We start from the raw sequence: 21,278 nt of genomic DNA, 5'->3' as shown, positions 1-21,278 counted from the left end.
GCGTAAAGCTCCAGGGAACTGGGGCTTTACGCTTTTTCTCCCGTTTAATGTCTCACTCCATCGTTTCATATATCTTCTTCAAAGCCTCAAAGCGCTCCGTATCAAAATCCTTCTGTCCGCGCATAAATTTTTCTTTTAGATTAAAATAACATATCTCAAAATATTCCTTGTTGTGATGGTGCACGAATGGATGGGTTACCTTCTCAAAAGGTCCATCTGCGAAGTAACGTTCCATTTTATCAACCGTGCGAATATTTATTTCGCGTGAGCGCATTTCATGCAGAACCATTTGGGTATAGGTAAACAAATCATCTTTTGAATAGTCATAAATATAATTAATCAAAATATGACGGTTTTCCTTTGCAAAAATACTATTTAATTCACGCCACTGTGCTAACAGCTGGGATTTTGGTAAAACGCTTAGTAAACTCTGATGCCATAAACGCAAAAAATCATCTCCTGTTCAATCGATAAAAACTTCACTTTTACTAGTCTTGATTTAAGTCAATGAAACATATTAACCCTTCTATTACAATAAAATTAAAACAATAATAGGAGGGTATTTTATTATTAGTTCACCAAAGAATGAAATGAATTTGAGAACAGCTGCTATTACTTCGGGCATCGCGCTTATCATTATGGCCCTTGTTGCAGGATTTTCTTATGGATATGTCCATAATAGCCTGGTCGTATATGGTGATGTAAGCACAACATATCAGAGTGTCACTTCATCCATTATGCTGTTCAAAGCTGAAATAGTAGGGTGGATTGTTGTCTTGATCCTGGACGTAATTGTTGCCTGGTCATTTTATATTTTCCTAAAGCCAGTTAATCAGGCGTTAGCATTACTGTCTTCATGGTTGCGCCTTACGTATGCAACAATATTAGGTATTGCCATTTTAAATTTGCTCTTTGTATTACTGCTCGTAAATACTGGATCAGTAACAGGTGAATTTCAAGCAAATGTTACATTTTACTTGGAAGCATTTGAGGTGATTTGGTCTGTTGGATTAATTGTTTTTGGTGTGCATCTACTAGTGGTGGGGTGGATTGCTTTCCAATCCTATAGTATCCCTAAAATTTTTTCTATTTTGTTAGTAATTGCTGCGATAGGCTATATCGTTATTCATCTAGGCAAAGCATTACTTATCGAACAAAATATCATCTCAACAATGGAACTTATTTTTAATGTACCGATGATCGTAGGGGAGTTAGGATTTGGATTATGGCTGTTATTCAAAGGTGGAAAAGTCACGAAAAAGTCGTGACTTCCTCTTATTTGCTATCTACTTCTAAGCGTTTTTTTATTCTACTTAATGATTCTGGAGTAATTCCAAGATAGCTTGCCAATTGATGTTGCGGTACGCGATCAATTAGTTCAGGTCTTTTTAGTAATAACGTCTTCAAACGTTCTTCAGGAGTAGAGGCGATAAATGTAGCAAACTCCTCTTGTACTTTCCCAAAGTTTTCTTCGATCATCTTTCGGGTCATTATTTCCAATTGTGTATGTTTGGTATACATGACCTGTTCCATGTCTAAATCTCCTACAACCAATATTGAATCCTCTAGACACGCAAAAGTGTATTCGGATGATTTGTCTAGTTTATGATTATTGAAAACAGCAATTGCCTGTTCTTCCGTGTAAAAATTGGACGTTACTTCTTTTCCATTTTCATTTACAGAATATTGCCTTATGCATCCCTTTAACACAAAATAGCATTTAGTAGGAACATCTCCTTGTCTAAGAAGGGTTGTTCCTTTTTTAAATTCGTCGATTTTAATTTCATTGGCGATGGTCAGTTGTTGTTCTTCGGTAAGAGAAGTGAATTTAGACATATACTTATACAATATGCTTTTCATTTTGCTCTCCTTTTATCCAAAAGTTTTTATTCTATAATACTATAACTCCTTTTGGAAAATTATGTTCCGATCTTTGTTTATTTATCTCCTTATTATGACTAGTAAAAGAACATCCGTGCAAACTAAGTAGTAGGTTTTGTGAGAAAAGGATGTGTCCTATGGATTTTTTTCAAAGTCAGGAAACACTAACTTCGATTGAGTGGATTCTTCGCGCTGTTGTAGCATTTGTCTTTTTAGTAATTGTTGCTAAAGCTATGGGTCAACGTGCCATCTCCCAACTAAGACTTCTAGATTTTGTTATAGCCTTAGTCATTGGGAATATTATTGCGCACCCATTATCTGATGAGAATCTTGGGCTAAAAGGTTCTGTTATTTCAACCACTGTATTGGTTTCCTTATACCTTGGCGGTGTTTTTCTAATTCTAAAATGGCCATGGTTTAGAAAACTCGTTACGGCTCCGCCAATCAACCTTGTGAAGGATGGAGAAATTATTTATAAGGGATTAAAAAAAGCAAGAATATCCATTGATGTGTTATTGGAAGAGCTACGGGAGGAAAAAGTAGAAGATGTGAAGAAGGTGGCACTGGCTATCTGGGAGGCAGACGGAAAAATTTCTGTATTCTTAGATCCCAAATATAATCCGCTTACCCCTGCAAACTATCAGTTAGCAACAGAGCCCTTTGATCTGCCAAAGCTAATCATAAAGGATGGAAAATTGGAATTAAAGGAGTTACAACATATTAATAAGGACGAGCAATGGGTAGTTTCAAACTTAAAAATGCAATATCAAACGGAAATAAAAAATGTTTTGCTGGCTACTATCGATAACAAAGAAAATTTGAAGATTTTTTTATATAAGTGAATTAAATTGTACCCAATGTTAGACTCAAATGCTCAGCGGGTTTGTGGCTAACACCGGGTAGCTTCACTAAACTAAGCCCCAAAAATAATGCAGAACACCAAATTTAAAGTTTCTTCCACTTAGCATTTCTCCCAAGTCCATCTGGCATAATGAGTTGCGCTTCTTTTAGTTCATTTAAAACACGATTAATGGTAGCTTCACTGACATCGGGGCAAGCTTGTCGAATGTCTGCTTTTGTGAAGAAACCAATTTTGTACTCCACAAATTGGCAGACACGTGCAGATTTATTTCCTTTTTTTGTTTCGATAACGCCAACTCGTTCCTCTAATTCCTTGTAGGCTGCAATAAATGTCATGAGTAAGTAGTTGATCCAAGGGGAAATATTGTTCTGATTACTGTGCCAGTCCTGCGAAGATTGGCGCAGCGTTTCATAATATCGTTCTTTCGTATCTTCAATAATTTTTTCTAAACTAATATAACGGCCAACTTCAAAACCACAGTGATAAAGCAATAAAAGGGTAAGGGGACGTGCCATCCGTCCATTGCCATCGTTAAATGGATGTATGGATAAAAAGTCTAATATGAAGACACTAATCAAGATCAGTGGTTCTACATCCTCTTTATTTAGTCGTTCACGTAATTCCTGACAAAGAAATTCCATTGCTCTAGGTGTTTCAAACGCCGAAACAGGTTCAAATCGAATTCGTTTTGTTCCATCAGGATAAGTTTCGCTAATGACGTTATCAGCATTTTTCCAACGACCGCCTTCCATTGGAATATAGTGATACAATTCTTTGTGTAACTGCATTATAACGTTTGCATTTACAGGAATGGCTTCGTAGGAGGCGTGTACCAATTGTAAAACATCACGGTACCCAGCAATTTCACCTTCTGAACGATCAAGTGGATCTGTTTTACTTTCCATAATGCTCTTTAAACGACTATCTGTAATAATGATACCTTCAATCGCATTGGATGCTTTTGTGGATTGGATAATAGCCATATTTTTTAAAGTATCCAAAATTTGTGCCGCTTGCTGCTTATATAGTTCTTGCTTTCCTTTATATTCATTAATTTTGGCAATTAAATGAACGGTTTCCATAGGTTGCATTAACATTTTTAACAATTCATAATTATATATACGCATCTAATTTAAATGTCCCCTTTTAAAAAAGTAATGTGTTCATCTTTGCTTAAACATACTCATTTAATCAATAAATGAGTATGTTTAATGGTTTTTGATATAGATAGTCCAAACGTGCCAGTCACCTCAGTTCAAGTTGTTTCTGACCCAGGGACATAATTTAAAAGAATATGTACTGTCTTGTAATAAAATAAGCGGCGATTATGGATTGAACAAAAAACAATAAGCCCCAAAATAAAGCTGGAATATATGTGAACTTTGCAAGGTTTGTCGTATCTCCAGCATCTTTTCTATTGGTGATACTTAACTTCAAAATGACAAATGCGCTTATTATGGATTGCACGAGGACCATACAAGATAAGAAAATACTTATGTGCATTAATAAGATGCCAAAATCTTTAAATAGGAAGAAAACCATTATTCCGATGAAGGAGGTTAACCATAAAAAGCCGTACATATTTCTAACCCAAAACAACCAATTAATTGCTGAAAGTATAACAAAGAAGTAAATGATCCATGCATATTCACCAAGAAAGAGAAGGTAGAATAGTCCAACGGCAACTAGTGAAGATCCCGTATATCCTGCATAGGAAACCAAAATCCTAGCTATTCTTGAATTAGAAGTTGTTTCTGCTAGTCCGGATGTATCTGCAGATAACGTGATACCTCTAATTCTACCACCTGTTAAGAACGCCATAAGTCCATGACTGCTTTCGTGTACCATCGTATTCGCTAAAGCTACGCTCATTCCAATGGCATGAATAACCCTCGATACGCGAGCATTTCCTTTGATCAATGAATGCAAAAAAGGGATGTTCGATAAGACAAAAGCAATGATCAAGTAGACATATATTAAATTAGTTTTTTCCATCATGATACCCCTCGTATATTAGTAATATCCATACTTTTCCCTAATATTGAAAACTGGTCTAGTGCATAACCATCTAAGTTCGGATATGAAAGTTATTATTCACCGTTTTTTTCCTCATATATTCACTTAAAAACCATAGGACTAAAGAATTGATTCGGTAAACTGACTGATAAATATAATAAATCAGAAGCCATGTCTCCCAACGCTTTGATATCAATATAACATTTTGGTTATGAAAGCGATAACATTATTATTACTTCGAATACGAGGTATATTGTGCAATAATGTGTTTAGACATCAAATGTCCACAAATATGATGAAGTTTTGTCACAAACAAATCTTTACAAAGGAGAAAAAAGAGAATGGGTACAATAGGTATTTTAATTGCGATTGCTCTGATCGTCATTCTAGCAATGAAGGGTTATAGCATCGTTTTCATAGCACCACTTGCAGCAATTGTTGTAATTGTGACAAATGGTATGAACTTCTTTCCTTCTTTAATAGGAAATGAAAGCTCATTTATGACAGGTTTAGCAGGGTTTATAATAAACTATTTTGCAGTATTTTTATTAGGCGCAATTTTAGCTCAATATATTGAAAAAAGTGGGGCAGCGCAAGCAATAGCGCAAAAAGTATTATCCATTACAGGAACGGAAAAACCTTTTTCTGTATTAGTCGCCATTTTAGTTATTAGTGCAATTTTAACATTCGGCGGAATTAGTTTGTTTGTCGTATTGTTTGTTGTTATTCCATTAGCGAAGCCGTTGTTTAAAGAGTTGAACATTGCATGGAATTTAGTCGTTATTCCAATATTTATAGGAATTGGAACATTCACAATGACGATGATGCCGGGAACACCATCCATTCAAAACGTAGTTCCAACCAAATACTTAGGTACAACTCTAACTGCAGCACCATTAATGGGGATTGTTGCATCACTAGTTGCAATCATCGTGGGGATTGTATATATGCGATATGCTTTGAAAAAGAGCATTGCGGATGGCAACACTTTTGCTCCTTATGCGGAGGAAAAAGAAGAGTCACTTGCTTTGAAAGAAAAGATTCCTTCTTTCTTTTTAAGTATCTTACCAATTTTACTATTAATCGTTATCATTTTTATAGGAAGTGCGATGAAAGTTGATAATATCGTATTGATCGGATTGGGTGTAGCTATTTTAGCAGCAGTGGTACTTTTTCATCGATACATTCCTTCTCACAAAACAGCGCTTAGTTTAGGTGCGAATGGGTCTATTACACCTATCTTCTTTACGTCAGCAGCAGTTGCTTTCGGTGTTGTTATTACAATGGCACCAGGGTTTAAGGTAATTTCAGATTTCATCTTAGGTATTCCTGGGAATCCATTAATAAGCTTAACGATTGCTTCAGCCGCACTTGGAGCAATTACGGGTTCATCATCAGGTGGTCTAGGAATAGCGATGGAAGCATTTGCACAGACCTATTTAGATATGGGTGTGAACCCTGATGCGATGCATAGAATTTCGGCAATTGCATCGTCTGTATTGACTGGATTACCACATTCTGGTGCAATATTATCATTGTTTGCTTTAGCAGGATTGAATCATAAAAATTCATTTAAGTATGCATTTTTAAGTATGACATTGCCAATCACTTTCGCACTAATCGTGGCATTAATATTGGGTATAACATTTTATTAACAAATTCATTGGGGAGAAAGTTTAGAGTCTCTCCCCAGTGAAAAATATTAATACAGAAATATAACATAAAAATGGAGGCTATTACTCATGAAAACAAATCGTACAGTATTAATCACAGGTGCAGCGCAAGGTATCGGTTATGCAATTGCGGAAGAATTTATTGCAACTGGTGACTTTGTTGCCATCTTCGACATTAATGAAGAAGCAGCTATGGCAGCAGCAGAAAAATTAGGCAATGCAAAAGGCTACAAAGTAAACGTAGCTGACGAAACTAGTGTAAAAACTGCTATTGACGCAGTAATCGCTGAGCGTGGATCAGTAGACGTTGTTGTAAATAACGCTGGTTTACAATTCATCTCTAAAGTAGAAGACTTCCCAGTAGAAAAATGGGATCTATTAAACGATGTTATCTTAAAAGGTACATTTTTAATGACAAAACACTCATTAAAATCAATGCAAGCTCAAAACTACGGTCGTATCATCAACATCGTATCTGCTCACGGTCGTATTCCGGATGCTTACAAATCAGCTTACTGTGCTGCTAAAGCAGGACAAACTGGTTTCACTAAAGTTGTTGCATTAGAAAACGCAATGAACGGTATCACTTGTAACACAATCGAGCCAGGTCCAGTACGTACTGAATTAATTGAAAAACAAATTCCAATTTTAGCTGAAAAAGACGGCACTACTGAAGAAGAAGCAGTAGCTCACCATATCTTAGGTAAACAATGGATGAAACGTTTACTTGAACCATCAGAAATCGGTAAAACTGCTGTGTTCTTAGCTTCAGAAGGTGCTGCTGCTATTACAGGTGAATCAATCCCTGTAACTGGTGGTATGTAATTTTTGTGAAGTTTATCATTTCATAATTATTTAATATTCATTAAGTCACTTCTCACTAAAAAAATGGGAAGTGGCTTTTTTTGCTGTTATTTTTAAATGAAAGCCAGATCGGTTACCGATTTTGCGGATGCACTACAACGGGTTGAATTTCTTGTCTGGCTGCTTGATCCATTAGATCCTCACTGTGTGCTTTTTCGCTGTAATCTATTATAATGAAACTGTTATAGGTAAATGGGGGCATTATATGAAAGACTTATCAGCTCTATATTTAGATACAATTTTTCAATATGGCAATATCTCTCAAGCAGCGAAAGCTCTTTTTATCTCACAGCCTTACTTAAGTAAATATATTAAAAATCTTGAGTTGGAACTTGGGGTTGAACTTGTGAAACGTCAAGTGACACCGTTGACACTTACTTATGCTGGTGAACGTTACCTATCTTATATGAAGGAAATTGAAGAAAAGTATGTGAAAATGAAACATGAGTTTGAAGCTATTTCTGATTTTAAAAAGGGAAGACTTATACTGGGGATTAACCCCATTTTGGCTTCTTATACACTTTATCAGTTTCTTCCTGAATTCATCAAAGCCTACCCAGGGTTGGAAATTGAGCTTGTAGAAGAATCAGCTTCGGAAATGGAATCCTTACTTTTACAGAACAAAATTGATATTTGTTTAAATATGTTGCCTATTACAAATCCTGAACTGGATTATGAAAAATTATATGAAGAAAATCTTTATCTATTAGTTCCAAAGGGTCATCGGTTACATGATTCTAAGTATAAAGAACCTAAACACATCCCTTTTAATCCGAAGTTTTTGAATCATGAACGTTTTGTCTTATTGAAACCTGGTCTTGGTTTACGAAGATTGACAGATAAAATTTTGGATTATTATGGAGTAGTGCCAGAAATTGTTCTTGAAACACAAAATATTGAAAATGCATTTCGACTATCTAATAATGGATTGGGCTTAACGATTATTCCGGAATGTGTTATAGAACGAGATAAAATTCAAACAGAAGCAAATCTCTTTACTCTAGGGAATCCTGTATTTAAAAATCAGGTGGTTATTAGCTATTTGAAAAACACACTATTGTCACCAGCAGCAACTGCTTTTTTACAGATGACAAAGGAAAAATATATGCGATTTTAAACGGTAAATGAGATATACACTTTCAGTCCGATGAAATTAAATGATATATCAGGGCTTGTGCCAGTAAAAGTGACTTCTTTAATTTCTTCCTCTTATGAGATGGTTACACTGTCAGTTTAAAGTAGGAGAGTGATGGAGATGAAAATCTTCGTCACTAGTGTTCGAGTTGTTTCTGATACAGGGAAGAAAAATAAATAAAAGACTTAAGTCCTTATGAGATAGGGCTTAAGTCTTTTTAATTTACTTGAAAAAGTATTAGATTTAGTGAAAACACCCTGTATCAGAAACAACTTGAAAAATTCAGAATAGTGTTTGAATTAGGGAACATAAATTCTGGTTTTCGCGGTTTTAATTTCAGTGATTTTCTTTTAGGAATGTTGATTCTAGGTGAATCATACATATACTTCATAATTTTTAAAGATAGGATATGGGATTATCAGTGAGAAATGTGTCCTATTTTACGCATTAATCGACATAATACGACTAAAAAACCGTTAAATGAATGGTAAAATACAGATAATGATATATAATTTCGAAGGCTTTAATTATTTTAGATTATATTAAGTATCCAATTCTCAAGAAACTCTAAAAGTTCATATAAAGAATAGATCACAATAGGAATATAAATCACTTCAAATTAAAAAAATCTGATGCTTGGATATGCCCGAAATGTTTAAAAGAAGCTGGCGACGATCCTATGTCTACTGCAAAAGGGATGTACCAATACTGTATTGATAACAAATTTTGGTATGGATTTAATGAAAAATGGGGAATAAAGTATTTTGGTGTTCTAAATACTTTCCATTGGGTAAGATATAGCTTGGAAAACATTTAGAATAGTGTCCGAGTTGTCTCTGATACAGGGAATAAACGCTTAGAAGCATGGAAAACCGACTAAAAAATTGGAGTGTAGTACTATATGGGGAATGATTTTTACTTTCAAAACAAAGAAAAAGCAGATCGTGCAGCCGAGTTAGTGATTGCGAATAAAGAGCTAGTCTTTCAAAACAAAGAAAAAGCAGACCGTGCAGCCGAATTAGTGATTGCGAATAAAGAGCTGGCCTTTCAAAACAAAGAAAAAGCAGATCGTGCAGCCGAATTAGTGATTGCAAATAAAGAGCTGGTCTTTCAAAATAAAGAAAAAGCAGATCGTGCAGCCGAGTTAGTGATTGCAAATAAAGAGCTGATCTTTCAGAATGAAGAGAAAGATAAACGTGCGGCAGAGTTAATTATTGCGAATGAAAGGCTTGCTGTTCAAAATAAAGAGGTTTTATATCTTATCTATCATGACCAATTAACAGGTTTATATAATAGAAGATTTTACGAAATAGAGTTAGAGAGACTTGATACAACAAGAGACTTACCTTTGACTATGGTAATGGGAGATGTAAATGGTTTAAAGCTAATCAATGATTCCTTTGGACATGCGATGGGTGATGAGTTGTTGAAAAAAGTTGCAGAAGTAATTAAAAAAGGCTGCCGGGCTGATGATATTATTTTCAGGATGGGTGGGGATGAGTTTGTTATTCTACTACCTAAAACGGATGCTTTTGAAGCAGAGATAATTATCAAACGTATCACTGAACTGTCATTACTAGAAAAAGTAGGCTCAATTAATATTTCTATTTCATTTGGTTATGAAACTAAGAATAATGAGGACGATAATATTCAAGATGTATTCAAAAAATCAGAAGAACATATGTATAATAATAAACTTATTGAAAGTCAAAGTATGAGGAAAAATGCAGTTGATATGATTATTAAGACGCTTCATGAAAAAAATAAAAGGTTGGAAGAACACTCCCAAAGAGTTTCAAAACTATGCGAAAGAATGGGAGAAGTTCTTGAATTGTTTGAATATCAAATTGAGGAACTCAAAACAGCAGGATTACTTCACGATATAGGCAAAATAGCTATAAATGAAAACATACTCAATAAGCCAGATAAACTTACTTGCAGTGAGTGGAAAGAAATTAAGCGCCATTCAGAAATAGGTTATAGAATTCTTAGTACAGCCAATGATATGTCGAAAATAGCAGAGTATGTATTATCCCATCATGAAAGATGGGATGGGAAAGGTTATCCCAGAGGCTTAAGTGGGAAAGGAATACCCTTTGAATCAAGAATCATTGCTATTGCGGATGCCTATGATGCGATGATCAGTGAAAGATTGTATAGCAGTGCTCTGTTACCGAAAGCTGCAGCAGAAGAATTGCGAAAAAATGCAGGCAGTCAATTTGATCCAGAATTGGTAAGCTTATTTATAGCGGCTTTGGAAATAGTTGAAAAATAGAGTGAAGATTCCCTGTGTTAAAAACAACTTCAAAGCAATTCAGAATAGTGTTCGAGTTGTTTGTGACATAGGGAAAAAATTCAAAAGGAGGAATCCCTGAAGTTGTTCAGGGGTTCCTCCTTTCATTTTTGTTGTGCTGCCAACAGGGAACAAAATCTAACATTTGGACGAATAACTTGGAAAGTTGGATGAATCCGTATTACATTTGGAAGAAAAGCCTTGAAAGTTGGAAGAATACATATCAAAAAGATGACACAGGGAACAAAATTCAAAAGCGGATCAGCTTATAAACTGATCCGCTTATGTATCATGTTAACATTCAAAGTTTTCACCTAAGACAGCTGAAGCAATTATAGAAACCGTTACATCACTTTTACCGTTATTCCGACAGACTATTTCTAACCGCATCGATTTGGTTTTTAGTCTGGCTTCTGAAGAATCCGAGGTCATTCATGATGGAAACAAATTGGAAACCTTGTTGAATTCGTTTTGCTGCTTCTTCCGCCGTTCCGGTGACGATACCGGGTACGATATTGTGCTTCTTACAGGCATCCAGTACCTTATTAATCGCAGCTTGTAACTCCTTGTTGTTATTGTCGCCAAAAGAGCCCATATCCTGCGATAAATCAGCGGTTCCAATAAAGATACAGTCAAGACCTGGTGTCTGGCAAATCTCTTCAATATTTTCGACACCCTTCCTAGTTTCACACTGCATGATGACATAGGTGTTATCGTTCACTTCGCCTTTGTTGTAATTCTCATACCATCCCCATCTTGGTCCGCGCCCAGCACCCATCCCTCTTTTACCTAGAGGGGCAAGCTTCATATGTTCAATAATATATTGTGCTTGTTCTTTAGTTTCCACCATGGGGATCATCAAACCATGAATTCCAACATCCAGCATTCGGGACATCATAGGACCATCATTTGGATGATAAACGCGGGCGATCGGTGCCATATCATATAGTTCCGCAGCTCGTATCATATTCACCATGGTTTCCATATCGGTTTGGGCATGTTCCATATCAATAAGGACAAAATCAAAATTATTAAGTCCTAAAATCTCTACATTAGTCGGTGAGCCAGAAGCGACGAACGCACCCAAAACATGCCCGTTTTTCGCAAGCTTCTCTTTGACCAAATTACGCATCTTCATTATATACTCTCTCCTTTGAACCACCGTAGATAACAATATCTAATTAGCTAAGCATAGATTGGTATTTACTTACGGTAGTTTTCAATGAATTTACCGTAAGATTCATTGTACTCTTCTCTTAGAGGATAGAAGATATCCATGTTAAGGACTGGTACAGGGCTATCGTAGACCTCAATATAATGCTCCACACCAGCTGGAACAGTAATCCAAGAACCTTTAGTCATGCGGTAAGGAACACCATCTACATAGTAGTCACATTCACCTTCCAAAATAAATGCAATCTGCTCATTCTCTTCATGCGTATGCGGGTTCTTCTCGTTGCCATTTTCAACTCTATTGATTGTGGTGTTGATGTGTTCTGCTCCCATCCCGAATACTTTTCGCGTGATGCCTTCTCTCACAAATTGCCAAGGTAGGTTATCCAGATTACCGTAATCAATTTTTGTCATTTTTATTTCCTCCTGTTATATATCGTTATTTTTTAGGGCTACTTGCTTGTCATTATTGAAAATTGAAGAGCTTTCTCGGATTTTCCTTGGTCATGATGTTAATTTCTTCTTCAGTGATTCCAAAATGTTTTTCCAGGGCATTGACGAAATTATACATACCTTCTATCGGTGAGCCATTAACAGCCTGACCATAGTCGGTATCGATAATGATGCGGTCTACACCACAAGCATCGATCATCTCTTTCGCCACGGACAGATCCACTACTGCTTCCACTTTCGAACCGCTATCTTTAAACACACAGGCGTTAATCTCAATATAGGCACCCATTTCTGCCCATCTCTTCATATCTTCAATAGTTGCACCCACTTGATAATGCGGGTGCGTTACTAGGACACGTTTCATCCCCAGTTCAAAGGCTTTCTTGACTGTAGCGTCCACTTCAATTTCATTGCCATGTCCGGTTGCCAATACCATATCATGCTTGGCCAAGTACTCAATTACTTCCACAGCTTTAGGATTAAGATTTCCATTTTCATCGGCGATAACGATTGGCTCTTCCTCTACATCCGAGCTGCCTGCTCCACCAACAAATCCTGAATCTTTGTGACCGTCGATATGAGTTTTTGAGGAAACGGTCGGAAGGTAAACCATTGCCGTGCCCATTTGTCTGGCTTTATCCACAGCATTGACATTAAGGCCACCAACTGAATTATTCAGAACCAGGCATCCGTAAACCTTACAGGTGCCGTTTCCTAAATGCTTGTCCACCATTTTCGTTCCCAAGAGTGCTGGTATATAGTGATCCTTTACAACGAATCCTGCATAACCGACTTCTTCCGCCAACTTCAGCATCTCGGCAGCATCCACTGCTCTGTTTGCTGTCGATGGTCCACAGTGCACATGCACATCATACATACCTTTTAATATACTTCTATTCATTTTTATTCCTCCTCGTATTATCTAGTTAAGAACAAAACCTTCATACTATTGTGTCATTAAGATTGATAGCTGATTGAAATAGAGTAAGGAGGATTATAACCCTGCAGTTATTCTATATATACCGGTATTTGTCAGGATTCCAGCGATAATGGAAATCACGATTGCCACTAGGAACAACTTATTAAAGACTTTCGTTCTTTCTTCAACGCTAGGTTTGAATAATGTTCCATAAGCAGCCAAAACCATTGCGCCACCTAGTGACAAGGGACTAATGGCAGCCGTGAACCCACCATTGATAACTGTGCTGATCAATTCAATCTCCATGAACGGATTACCGTTCGATACATTCAACACTGGAATGGAGGGGATCAAAGTGGGAATAGGTCCCGCAATCGCTAGTGAGAAGAAGGACATAATCGATGAAGTAATACCAAGTAAAGGTGCTAATGTCCACTGTGAAGAAATGGAAGATAACACACTACTTAAAAGGGTTAATCCGCCCATCGTATCAATAACACTAAGGAGGTTCCCAATTCCTATACATAGGAATATTGTTTCCCAGGGAACACCGAGAAAGGCATCTTTTTCCTCGGCAGCCTTAGCCAACAGCAGGATTATACTGAAAACAAGCGCCGTGAGTCCCGCATGTGTGTTTAAGAACATGATGGCAAGAATCATCAAGATCAGCATCAGCAAGGTCAATTTTTGCTGGCCATTGAAAGCTGGGAGATCGAGTGGCCCTGCATTACCTTCCAAAGACAACGTGCCGTCAACCTGTTGGTTTCTCTTCCATCCGCGGAAACCAATATAAACTAAAATCCCTGCGATAGAGAACATGATTACACCATTTAGTAGGATTTGTGTCGCATAATTAGGAAAACCAGCATCATTGACAATCAAGTTGGCAGTATTCCCAAACACTCCTACCGGTGTCATAAGCGTAGCGTTCGCACCAAAGATAGTCAGAACGCCTATCATAATGGGATTGAAGCCCATCTGGTAACCAACACTCATAGTAATGGCAGGTAACACCACATAACCAGTCAAGCCACCAGGATCGACAACCGTTATGAGAGCGCTTACTATAAAGACTATAAGAGGATACACGACAGCATAACGGTCAAATGATACAAACAGTTTCTTGGATAGAAGCTCCAAGGATCCATTATTTTGTGCAATCGCGAAAAAGAAAAACATTCCAAACAAATTCAGAAATAGACTCGTAGGAAAACCGCTTATAACATCCTTGCTTGACATTCCGCCTATAATTCCTAGAACTATTGCAACCGCAAGTGATATAATTCCTATATTTTTTTTCGTGTAAACACCCACTGCGATTACAATAATTAAGGACAATAAAGAAATTACTGCCATTCCATCCCTTCTTCCTATCCTTTTTTTAGCAGGTTAGCAAATATAAGTGAAGTAACCCCCATTTGCTATCTTCAACTGCTTTAGTAATCATAGATTAACAAAAATATGAAAGCGTTTTCTATATCAATTGATACACCCATTTTTTAACAATTCACAAAATTAGGAGTGGAATGGGATATTGGAGAGAAAGATAAGTATAATGAACGGAATGAGGACATTTTTATTTTAGATACCTGTGCAATATACTGTGACTGTATAATCCTAAAGAATAAATCCACTTATATAAATTCATTTTTTGATTTGTTTGGAGTTTTTATTCAATGTCATGAATTGGCATAATTGCACAGATAACTTTATAGAGGGAGGAGTGAACAGTATGGGGAAAAACAATCTTTTTTTCGAAGATCAGTTTACAGAATTTAAGGCTCTCTTCTTGGAAATTGGGGAGAGGTACCTGCTGGAGAAAGGCAGTGTCATAACCAATAATCACGATACCTTATACTTGTACTATGTAGAGAGTGGTATTTTTAAATTATCGGTCAACCACATTGAAGGAGATAGCAAGACGATTTGTTTCCACGGGGAGGGTTCTATTTGCCCCTATTCCTTAAGCAGACCAATCGATGGAAAATTCCATATTGATGTCGATTTCTTCATGATAACTGCCATCACCGATATCAAGACGATCCGCATCCGACCGAAAGATTTCTATCAGGCACTGAAGGAGAATCCCGATTTAAGCATCACAATGCTGGATTATGTCATTATGCACTCCAATCTATTCATGCACGAATCGGTTACCCTCAGCTATGATTCCGCCTTCGTTAAGACCTGCAACATCGTTTACATGTACATCCACTACTTGAACAAGGTGGGAATTAATCTTACCCAGGCGGAAATCGGGGAGATGATTGGGGAGACAAGGCTAGAGGTTGCGCGTTCCCTTAAAAAGTTGCGCGACCAGGGGATCATTAAAACATCCAAGAATTGCATTGAAGTCCTGGATCCAGAAGTACTCAAACTCAACTGCAATCCCGATTTTGTTTACTAATAAAGACTCCCTGTGTCAGAAATAGTGAAGTTTCCCTGTGTTAGAAACATTCGCGTTAATTCAAACAATCGTGAATGTTTGAATTTTCATGTTTATTTCTGACACAGGGAACAAAAATTAACGAGTATATATATCGAATTTATTAAATCGACCATCTATGCTGGAAATTTAAGTTGGACTTATGTAGTTCTGTGCCAATAGCTTCAGAATACATATAGAGCTCTTCTCCTTTTATATTAGAATTTTCCTATCTTTAGTGAAGATTCCCTGTGTCAGAAACAACTTCAAAGCAATTCAGAATAGTGTTCGAGTTGTTTGTGACTACAGGGAACAAAATTCAAATCGCAGAATAGTTCATCAACAATTGGATGTAATTATATACAAAAACCAGCAATCTTTTCATGGAAGGTTGCTGGTTTTTAAAGTTAGTTGCGCAAAATTGCGCTTAAAAATAGGTGCAAAATAACTCCTAAACAGCACTAGCTCTATTCAGATGTTTACCATATTCGTGCAAAACTAGTGAACTTATTATAGATTTTAACATTCATTACATTTTACTTAGACAGTTTAATTCCACGGATAATCACTTGTTAAAAATGTAGCCCATTCCCTACTTTGTTGTTTTCTCATTTTGCGAATTTTGGCACGTTCTGGTGCTGTTTCATGAAGTCTTTTCTCTTCCTTTGTTTCTGGAATCACGTCCGGAACACGTACGGGTTTATTGTTCTTATCAAGTGCTACAAACGTTATTAGCGAGGTTGCAGCAATTTTGCATTCTCCCGTTGACAATTCTTCTGCTATTATTTTTACAAATACTTCCATAGAAGAAGTGCCTGTCCAAGTAACATATGACTCAAAACAGACGGAATCAGTTGGACGAATCGGGTACAAAAAATCTACTGAATCCATAGAAGCGGTAACGCAATCACCTCGACTATGGCGAGCTGCAGAAATGGATGCGATTTGATCAATATCACTCATTAAGCGCCCACCGAATAGTGTGTTGTGGTTATTTACATCGTTCGGGAAAACTCGACTGGTCCTAACAACTCTTGAATCCCGGCAGTATTTTGCTTCCGTATTCATTAAAAAATCATTTCCTTTACAATTAATTCTAATTACAACTATTCATACTAGCGTTGTATTAATAAAAATACAATATTGAAAATATATATATAATTTTCAAAAATTAAATGAAGGCATAATAAAAAGGACTCATGCTATGGAAGCTGCCATTGCAGATGGAAATTTACAGAACGCCTTTGGATTCTCTTCAATCAGTGTTTCTCAATTGTCGCGGAAAAACAACAAAGTGAATCCAACCATCCTGTCGAGTCTCTTTCTAAACATGGTCGGGCAATTGAACGTACGCTATCAACTACCAAAACAAAAATGTCCTTAAAAATTAGTGGTTCCATTGAACTGGAATCACTTTAAGTGGGCAGAGTTTTAAAAAATTCCCCTGTGTTAGAAACATTCACGTTAATTCAAACAATCGCGAATGTTTGAATTTTCATGTTTGTTTCTGACACGGGGACAAAAAATCATTCCGAATAGTGTTCGAGTTGTTTCAGAGACAAAACCTAACGTTTGGAAGAATAACTTAAAAAGTTGGAAGAATCCGTATTACATTTGGAAGAAAAGCCTCGAAAGTTGGAAGAACACATATCAAAAAGATGATGCAGGAACGAATGACATCATCTCTTTCAGCAGATATAGTATTTTAAGTGAAGATTGTCTATGTCAGAAACAATTTAAAAAAAATTCTGAATAGTATTAGAATTGTTTGTGACACGGGGAACAAAAATTTCGTTTCAACTCAAATGGAGGCGTGTTCAGAAAAGGACGAGTTTTGGAACAGAGAAAGCGTGGGTACTATTCAAAATTAAATAAATCTCCTCATCCTTATCTATACAAAAAAGCTTCCAGCCGATAGACAAGGGCTTGGAAGCTTTTTTTATTAAACTAGAGATAGTTATCTAGAAACAGTCATTCCAATAACTCACTTCAACAAGTTAATGGTCGTGATAATGATCGGCGCACTAAATACAACATCGATCAGGAACGCACCGACAATTGGCACGATCAGGAACGCCGTCCGTGAAGGACCATACTTGCTCACGGTCGCGGCCATGTTCGCCATTGCGTTCGGTGTTGCACCCAGCCCGTGGCCTAAGAATCCGGAGATCATAACAGCCGCATCGTAATCCTTGCCAAGCATTGGGAACATTACAAAGATGGCATACAAGACGAGGACGATAACCTGGATGAGTATAATGCCGATGAGTGGTAGTGCGAGATCCGCGACTTCCCACAGCTTGATGCTCATCAGTGCCATCGAGAGAAAGATCGCAAGCGAAATGTCACCGATTAAGTTGATCTCCCTCATGTTCACAGTGCCCTTTATAAAACGATCGGCAAGATTTCGGACAATGACCGCCACGAACATCGCCCCGATATAGGACGGTAGGACGAAGCCGGTCAGATTCGTAAACAAATCACCTAGATACGTTCCCGCTGCCATGGAGAACGTGAGGAGGCCAACCTGGACCATGAGAGACCTCTCTTTAATCGGTCTCTCATCTTTCTCTACATACTCTTCTATTTTACCCGACGCCGGCTTTAAGTCATTTTTTTTAATCAAGTACCGCGCAACCGGTCCGCCGGATATGCTACCACAAATCAGGCCAAGTGTGGCAGCGGCCATGCCAACCGCCAAGGCTGAGGAAATGCCCAAGTCCTCAATCGTCTGACCGTATGCCGCAGCGCCGCCATGTCCTCCGTTCATCGAAACTGCTCCGGCCATGACACCCAAAAGTGGGTCAATTCCAAATAACCCGGCAAACGAAACACCGATGACGTTCTGCAAGAACACCGTGACGCCACACAAGAGCAAGTAGATAACTAAGAGCTTTCCACCCATTTTGATGAGCTTGAAGCTTGCCCCAAGACCGATCGTCGTAAAGAAGGCGATCATGAACAGCGTCTGTAGCGATGTATCCAATGTAATCTCTACAATCCCCGTAGTTTTCAACACGAGCGCTAATGTAGCGAATATCAAACCGCCGACGACAGGCGCAGGGATTAGGAACCGATTAAGGAATCCGATTCGGTTGACAATTGCCATTCCAAGCAAATAGAGAGCCACTGCAAGGAACAAAGTTGTAATTTGATTGAGTTCAATCATAAATCTTCACCTTTCTAAAAAGCCTTTACCACTTCATTGATGAAGTTTCCCTCAGCCGAACCGTTCAGCCGGTATCATCAAGATTTTGGTTAGCCTCGGATATGTTAAAGCTTGCCGTTTTGTCATTTGCACATATGTCGCCGAGCTCATCTGCACGGTAAAAAAGCTCTGAAATTATCTCACTGCAGATTTCCTTATACAAAAGATTTACCCTAAACTAATGGCGATACACAAGAACGACATCCTAATATTCTAACAATAAATCCTAGTATTAGCACGGAAATTTACGATTCCCTGTGTCAGAAATAAATTAAAAACAATTCGGAATAGTGTTCGAATTGTTTCTGACGTAGGGAACAAAATCAAACGTTTGGACGAATAACTTGGAAAGTTGGACGAATCCTTCTTACATTTGGACGAATAACTTAAAAAGTTGGACGAATCCGCATTACATTTGGAAGAATAACCTCGAAAGTTGGAAGGATTGACGATTCCCCGTGACAGAAAAAACTCAGAAACAATTCAAAATAGTGTTCGAATGTGTTTGGACAGGGGATACCTCATTGCGACAGTTTTCATATATAGATTATATTAGTGAACTTTATGAGCTTATATAAATTCTACCTAATGGCATAAAATTTATAAACAGTTGGGTGATGATCGTAATAAATTTATGTATATAATATTGCTATACAATATTAAAATATCTATTGACACTCCCTCTAGAGGATACTGTACTCTTAATTCACAAGGAAAGGAGATGTGTATATGTTTCGAATAGGCGAATTTTCCAAACTTACGAAAACTACAGTTAAAGCACTAAGGTATTATGATGAAATTGATTTATTAAAACCTGAATTTGTAGATGTGGAAACAAACTATCGTTTTTATACAACGATACAGTTGATAAAACTTCACAAAATTCAGTCTTTTCGCCAAATTGGTTTATCAAATAATGAAATCAAGCTGATTATGTCCGGGCACTGTATTGATTTAATTTTAGAAAAACGAAAAAGTGAAATTGAAGATACTATCTCTGAAAGTAATGCACAGCTCTCTCGAATTGAATTTATATTACAAGGAAAAGAGGAGGAGTTAATCATGAATTATCAAGCGATTTTAAAAGAATTACCAGAGTGTATAGTATATTCAAAGAGGATGACAGTACCAAGTTATGATTCATATTTTGAGCTCATACCGGCAATCGGAGAAGAGGTTTCTGCAGCAAATCCTGAATTAAAATTTACTGTGCCTGAATACTGCTTCATCAAGTATCTTGACAATGAATACAAAGATAAAGATATTAACATTGAATTCTGCGAAGCGGTACAAGAAATAGGTAAAGAAACTGGTGATATTAAATTTAAAAAAGTTGAAAGTGTATCTGCAGTTTCTGTTATGCACAAAGGATCATATGCTTTACTTGCAAATGCGTATGTATTTGCTTTTAAGTGGATTGAAGATAATGGATATATAATTGGTGACAGCCCACGAGAAAGCTATATCGATGGTATTTGGAACAAAGAAAGTGAAGATGAATGGCTTACCGAGCTACAAATACCTGTGGTAAGGAAATAAGCTTACGGGACTATGAGCATAATCTGCATTAAAAAAATTCCCAAAAAAATCCCCTGTGTTAGAAATATTCACGTTAATTCAAACAATCGTGAATGTTTGAATTTTTATGTTTATTTCTGGCACAGGGAACAAAAATTACGGAGCTTCGCATAAAATGTGTGGAACTACTCATTATATTTAAAGTAGCTGTTTATTACAGTAAATGTTGCATCATATACGTTTATGAAAGGTTCGAACTATCTTCAGCTACATTAAAGCTGATATCATGAAGCGAGGGGTGTTATTTATGAATGAAAACATAAGTATAGAACGCCAAAAACAAGTAGAGTTTGCAGTTGGAATGGCTGCAATTGACGGTGGAAAACCGAGCGCATTTACACGAAATCTTTTAAATCAATATGAACAAGGTCAGGTTTCATCTAGCCAATTGAAACAAGCAATTGTCGAAAAATATATAAGGGCATCACTGGGATAAATGGATCAATATGTATATTCAAATACAAATGTTTTAGTCAACAAATTAAATATTAAAGATGAAAAAGAATTAATTGACGTTGAAGCACAACTAATCATTGCAGGTATTCTGGATATTACTTCTATTTCCTCGGAGATTAATTTTCAAGAATATCGAAGCTTACAAAATATTCATCACTTTCTATTTTCATGAAACTATTTGCTGAAGCAAATAATTTAGCTTTTAACGCTCAATTGTTTTCACAACATGCAGGGTATTTACGAAGTGCTCTGGTTCTTGCAGCGGTAGAAGAAGCTTCAGAACCTCAATATTTACTTAAAATGATTACAGATGCATTAAAATTAGATACTCTTAACATGGTC

General features: G+C 37.0%; 20 protein-coding genes. 10 read left to right on the top strand and 10 right to left on the bottom strand.

The genetic code is table 11. From position 1 onward, the window contains the following. Positions 1 to 52: 52 nt before the first annotated feature. Entirely contained in the window at positions 53 to 448 is a 396-nt protein-coding gene (locus C7437_RS11125; RefSeq protein WP_111439763.1) for a pyrimidine dimer DNA glycosylase/endonuclease V, read from the bottom strand. Between the two features lie 142 nt (positions 449 to 590). Between C7437_RS11125 and C7437_RS11120 the strand changes: the two genes are divergently transcribed. After that, the gene (locus tag C7437_RS11120) at positions 591 to 1,268 is read left to right on the top strand and encodes a DUF4386 domain-containing protein (protein ID WP_111439761.1); all 678 of its coding nucleotides are present in this window, start codon (positions 591 to 593) and stop codon (positions 1,266 to 1,268) included. A 7-nt stretch (positions 1,269 to 1,275) separates the two neighbouring features. Here C7437_RS11120 and C7437_RS11115 read toward each other — a convergent pair whose 3' ends face one another. Beyond that, positions 1,276 to 1,860 (bottom strand): Crp/Fnr family transcriptional regulator, encoded by a 585-nt coding sequence (locus C7437_RS11115; protein WP_111439760.1) that lies wholly within the window; start codon positions 1,858 to 1,860, stop codon positions 1,276 to 1,278. Positions 1,861 to 2,018: 158 nt separating this feature from the next. On the opposite strand from C7437_RS11115, the gene C7437_RS11110 reads away from it, so the two are divergent. After that, a complete protein-coding gene (locus C7437_RS11110; protein WP_111439758.1) occupies positions 2,019 to 2,723 on the top strand; it encodes a DUF421 domain-containing protein in 705 nt (234 codons plus the stop codon). Between the two features lie 103 nt (positions 2,724 to 2,826). Here C7437_RS11110 and C7437_RS11105 read toward each other — a convergent pair whose 3' ends face one another. Together C7437_RS11105 and C7437_RS11100 are read right to left on the bottom strand one after the other, a co-directional pair. After that, on the bottom strand, positions 2,827 to 3,870 hold the full coding sequence (locus C7437_RS11105) for a Fic family protein (RefSeq protein ID WP_111439756.1): 1,044 nt from the start codon (positions 3,868 to 3,870) through the stop codon (positions 2,827 to 2,829). Between the two features lie 157 nt (positions 3,871 to 4,027). Continuing rightward, positions 4,028 to 4,738, bottom strand: coding sequence for a M50 family metallopeptidase (locus tag C7437_RS11100; RefSeq protein WP_170122367.1), 711 nt, complete (start codon positions 4,736 to 4,738; stop codon positions 4,028 to 4,030). 362 nt (positions 4,739 to 5,100) lie between these two features. On the opposite strand from C7437_RS11100, the gene C7437_RS11095 reads away from it, so the two are divergent. The 4 genes from C7437_RS11095 to C7437_RS11080 all read left to right on the top strand — a co-directional run bounded on the left by C7437_RS11095 (position 5,101) and on the right by C7437_RS11080 (position 10,706). Beyond that, positions 5,101 to 6,414, top strand: coding sequence for a GntP family permease (locus C7437_RS11095; protein WP_111439753.1), 1,314 nt, complete (start codon positions 5,101 to 5,103; stop codon positions 6,412 to 6,414). Positions 6,415 to 6,501: 87 nt separating this feature from the next. Further along, a complete protein-coding gene (locus C7437_RS11090; RefSeq protein ID WP_111439751.1) occupies positions 6,502 to 7,257 on the top strand; it encodes a 3-hydroxybutyrate dehydrogenase in 756 nt (251 codons plus the stop codon). Positions 7,258 to 7,501: 244 nt separating this feature from the next. Next, positions 7,502 to 8,413, top strand: a complete 912-nt coding sequence (locus C7437_RS11085; protein WP_111439750.1) for a LysR family transcriptional regulator — start codon at positions 7,502 to 7,504, stop codon at positions 8,411 to 8,413. Positions 8,414 to 9,332: 919 nt separating this feature from the next. After that, complete coding sequence (locus tag C7437_RS11080; RefSeq protein WP_111439749.1) at positions 9,333 to 10,706, top strand: bifunctional diguanylate cyclase/phosphohydrolase; 1,374 nt, start codon at positions 9,333 to 9,335, stop codon at positions 10,704 to 10,706. Positions 10,707 to 11,085: 379 nt separating this feature from the next. On the opposite strand, the gene C7437_RS11075 is transcribed toward C7437_RS11080, so the two are convergent. The 4 genes from C7437_RS11075 to C7437_RS11060 all read right to left on the bottom strand — a co-directional run bounded on the left by C7437_RS11075 (position 11,086) and on the right by C7437_RS11060 (position 14,625). After that, positions 11,086 to 11,862, bottom strand: coding sequence for an HpcH/HpaI aldolase family protein (locus C7437_RS11075; RefSeq protein ID WP_111439748.1), 777 nt, complete (start codon positions 11,860 to 11,862; stop codon positions 11,086 to 11,088). Positions 11,863 to 11,927: 65 nt separating this feature from the next. Then, the gene (locus C7437_RS11070; RefSeq protein WP_211310010.1) at positions 11,928 to 12,311 is read right to left on the bottom strand and encodes a cupin domain-containing protein; all 384 of its coding nucleotides are present in this window, start codon (positions 12,309 to 12,311) and stop codon (positions 11,928 to 11,930) included. A 52-nt stretch (positions 12,312 to 12,363) separates the two neighbouring features. Next, entirely contained in the window at positions 12,364 to 13,251 is an 888-nt protein-coding gene (locus tag C7437_RS11065) for a DUF6282 family protein (protein ID WP_111439746.1), read from the bottom strand. 93 nt (positions 13,252 to 13,344) lie between these two features. Beyond that, complete coding sequence (locus C7437_RS11060; protein ID WP_111439745.1) at positions 13,345 to 14,625, bottom strand: SLC13 family permease; 1,281 nt, start codon at positions 14,623 to 14,625, stop codon at positions 13,345 to 13,347. A 376-nt stretch (positions 14,626 to 15,001) separates the two neighbouring features. On the opposite strand from C7437_RS11060, the gene C7437_RS11055 reads away from it, so the two are divergent. Next, positions 15,002 to 15,676 (top strand): Crp/Fnr family transcriptional regulator, encoded by a 675-nt coding sequence (locus C7437_RS11055; RefSeq protein ID WP_170122366.1) that lies wholly within the window; start codon positions 15,002 to 15,004, stop codon positions 15,674 to 15,676. 567 nt (positions 15,677 to 16,243) lie between these two features. Here C7437_RS11055 and C7437_RS11050 read toward each other — a convergent pair. Together C7437_RS11050 and gltS are read right to left on the bottom strand one after the other, a co-directional pair. Continuing rightward, on the bottom strand, positions 16,244 to 16,762 hold the full coding sequence (locus tag C7437_RS11050) for an acyl-CoA thioesterase (protein WP_111439743.1): 519 nt from the start codon (positions 16,760 to 16,762) through the stop codon (positions 16,244 to 16,246). Between the two features lie 916 nt (positions 16,763 to 17,678). After that, positions 17,679 to 18,863, bottom strand: a complete 1,185-nt coding sequence (gene gltS, locus C7437_RS11045; protein WP_111439742.1) for a sodium/glutamate symporter — start codon at positions 18,861 to 18,863, stop codon at positions 17,679 to 17,681. A gap of 768 nt (positions 18,864 to 19,631) precedes the next feature. Between gltS and C7437_RS11040 the strand changes: the two genes are divergently transcribed. The 3 genes from C7437_RS11040 to C7437_RS17070 all read left to right on the top strand — a co-directional run bounded on the left by C7437_RS11040 (position 19,632) and on the right by C7437_RS17070 (position 21,108). Beyond that, the gene (locus C7437_RS11040) at positions 19,632 to 20,441 is read left to right on the top strand and encodes a MerR family transcriptional regulator (RefSeq protein ID WP_111439741.1); all 810 of its coding nucleotides are present in this window, start codon (positions 19,632 to 19,634) and stop codon (positions 20,439 to 20,441) included. 286 nt (positions 20,442 to 20,727) lie between these two features. Next, positions 20,728 to 20,916 (top strand): antitoxin VbhA family protein, encoded by a 189-nt coding sequence (locus C7437_RS11035; protein ID WP_111439740.1) that lies wholly within the window; start codon positions 20,728 to 20,730, stop codon positions 20,914 to 20,916. Beyond that, positions 20,917 to 21,108: a hypothetical protein gene (locus tag C7437_RS17070; protein ID WP_211310009.1), complete on the top strand. Its 192-nt coding sequence runs from the start codon at positions 20,917 to 20,919 to the stop codon at positions 21,106 to 21,108. Positions 21,109 to 21,278: the final 170 nt, after the last annotated feature.

The organism is Psychrobacillus insolitus (genome assembly GCF_003254155.1).
Taxonomy (GTDB): domain Bacteria; phylum Bacillota; class Bacilli; order Bacillales_A; family Planococcaceae; genus Psychrobacillus; species Psychrobacillus insolitus.
The sequence above is the reverse complement of the archived record's forward strand: the minus strand, read 5'-3'. Positions and strand labels throughout refer to the sequence as shown.

Coding starts and splice junctions, on each gene's coding strand:
- C7437_RS11120 (WP_111439761.1), top strand. CDS start 591: ATGAATTTGAGAACAGCTGCTATTACTTCGGGCATCGCGCTTATCATT.
- C7437_RS11115 (WP_111439760.1), bottom strand. CDS start 1,860: ATGAAAAGCATATTGTATAAGTATATGTCTAAATTCACTTCTCTTACC.
- C7437_RS11110 (WP_111439758.1), top strand. CDS start 2,019: ATGGATTTTTTTCAAAGTCAGGAAACACTAACTTCGATTGAGTGGATT.
- C7437_RS11105 (WP_111439756.1), bottom strand. CDS start 3,870: ATGCGTATATATAATTATGAATTGTTAAAAATGTTAATGCAACCTATG.
- C7437_RS11100 (WP_170122367.1), bottom strand. CDS start 4,738: ATGGAAAAAACTAATTTAATATATGTCTACTTGATCATTGCTTTTGTC.
- C7437_RS11095 (WP_111439753.1), top strand. CDS start 5,101: ATGGGTACAATAGGTATTTTAATTGCGATTGCTCTGATCGTCATTCTA.
- C7437_RS11090 (WP_111439751.1), top strand. CDS start 6,502: ATGAAAACAAATCGTACAGTATTAATCACAGGTGCAGCGCAAGGTATC.
- C7437_RS11085 (WP_111439750.1), top strand. CDS start 7,502: ATGAAAGACTTATCAGCTCTATATTTAGATACAATTTTTCAATATGGC.
- C7437_RS11080 (WP_111439749.1), top strand. CDS start 9,333: ATGGGGAATGATTTTTACTTTCAAAACAAAGAAAAAGCAGATCGTGCA.
- C7437_RS11075 (WP_111439748.1), bottom strand. CDS start 11,862: ATGAAGATGCGTAATTTGGTCAAAGAGAAGCTTGCGAAAAACGGGCAT.
- C7437_RS11070 (WP_211310010.1), bottom strand. CDS start 12,311: ATGACAAAAATTGATTACGGTAATCTGGATAACCTACCTTGGCAATTT.
- C7437_RS11065 (WP_111439746.1), bottom strand. CDS start 13,251: ATGAATAGAAGTATATTAAAAGGTATGTATGATGTGCATGTGCACTGT.
- C7437_RS11060 (WP_111439745.1), bottom strand. CDS start 14,625: ATGGCAGTAATTTCTTTATTGTCCTTAATTATTGTAATCGCAGTGGGT.
- C7437_RS11055 (WP_170122366.1), top strand. CDS start 15,002: ATGGGGAAAAACAATCTTTTTTTCGAAGATCAGTTTACAGAATTTAAG.
- C7437_RS11050 (WP_111439743.1), bottom strand. CDS start 16,762: ATGAATACGGAAGCAAAATACTGCCGGGATTCAAGAGTTGTTAGGACC.
- gltS (WP_111439742.1), bottom strand. CDS start 18,863: ATGATTGAACTCAATCAAATTACAACTTTGTTCCTTGCAGTGGCTCTC.
- C7437_RS11040 (WP_111439741.1), top strand. CDS start 19,632: ATGTTTCGAATAGGCGAATTTTCCAAACTTACGAAAACTACAGTTAAA.
- C7437_RS11035 (WP_111439740.1), top strand. CDS start 20,728: ATGAATGAAAACATAAGTATAGAACGCCAAAAACAAGTAGAGTTTGCA.
- C7437_RS17070 (WP_211310009.1), top strand. CDS start 20,917: ATGGATCAATATGTATATTCAAATACAAATGTTTTAGTCAACAAATTA.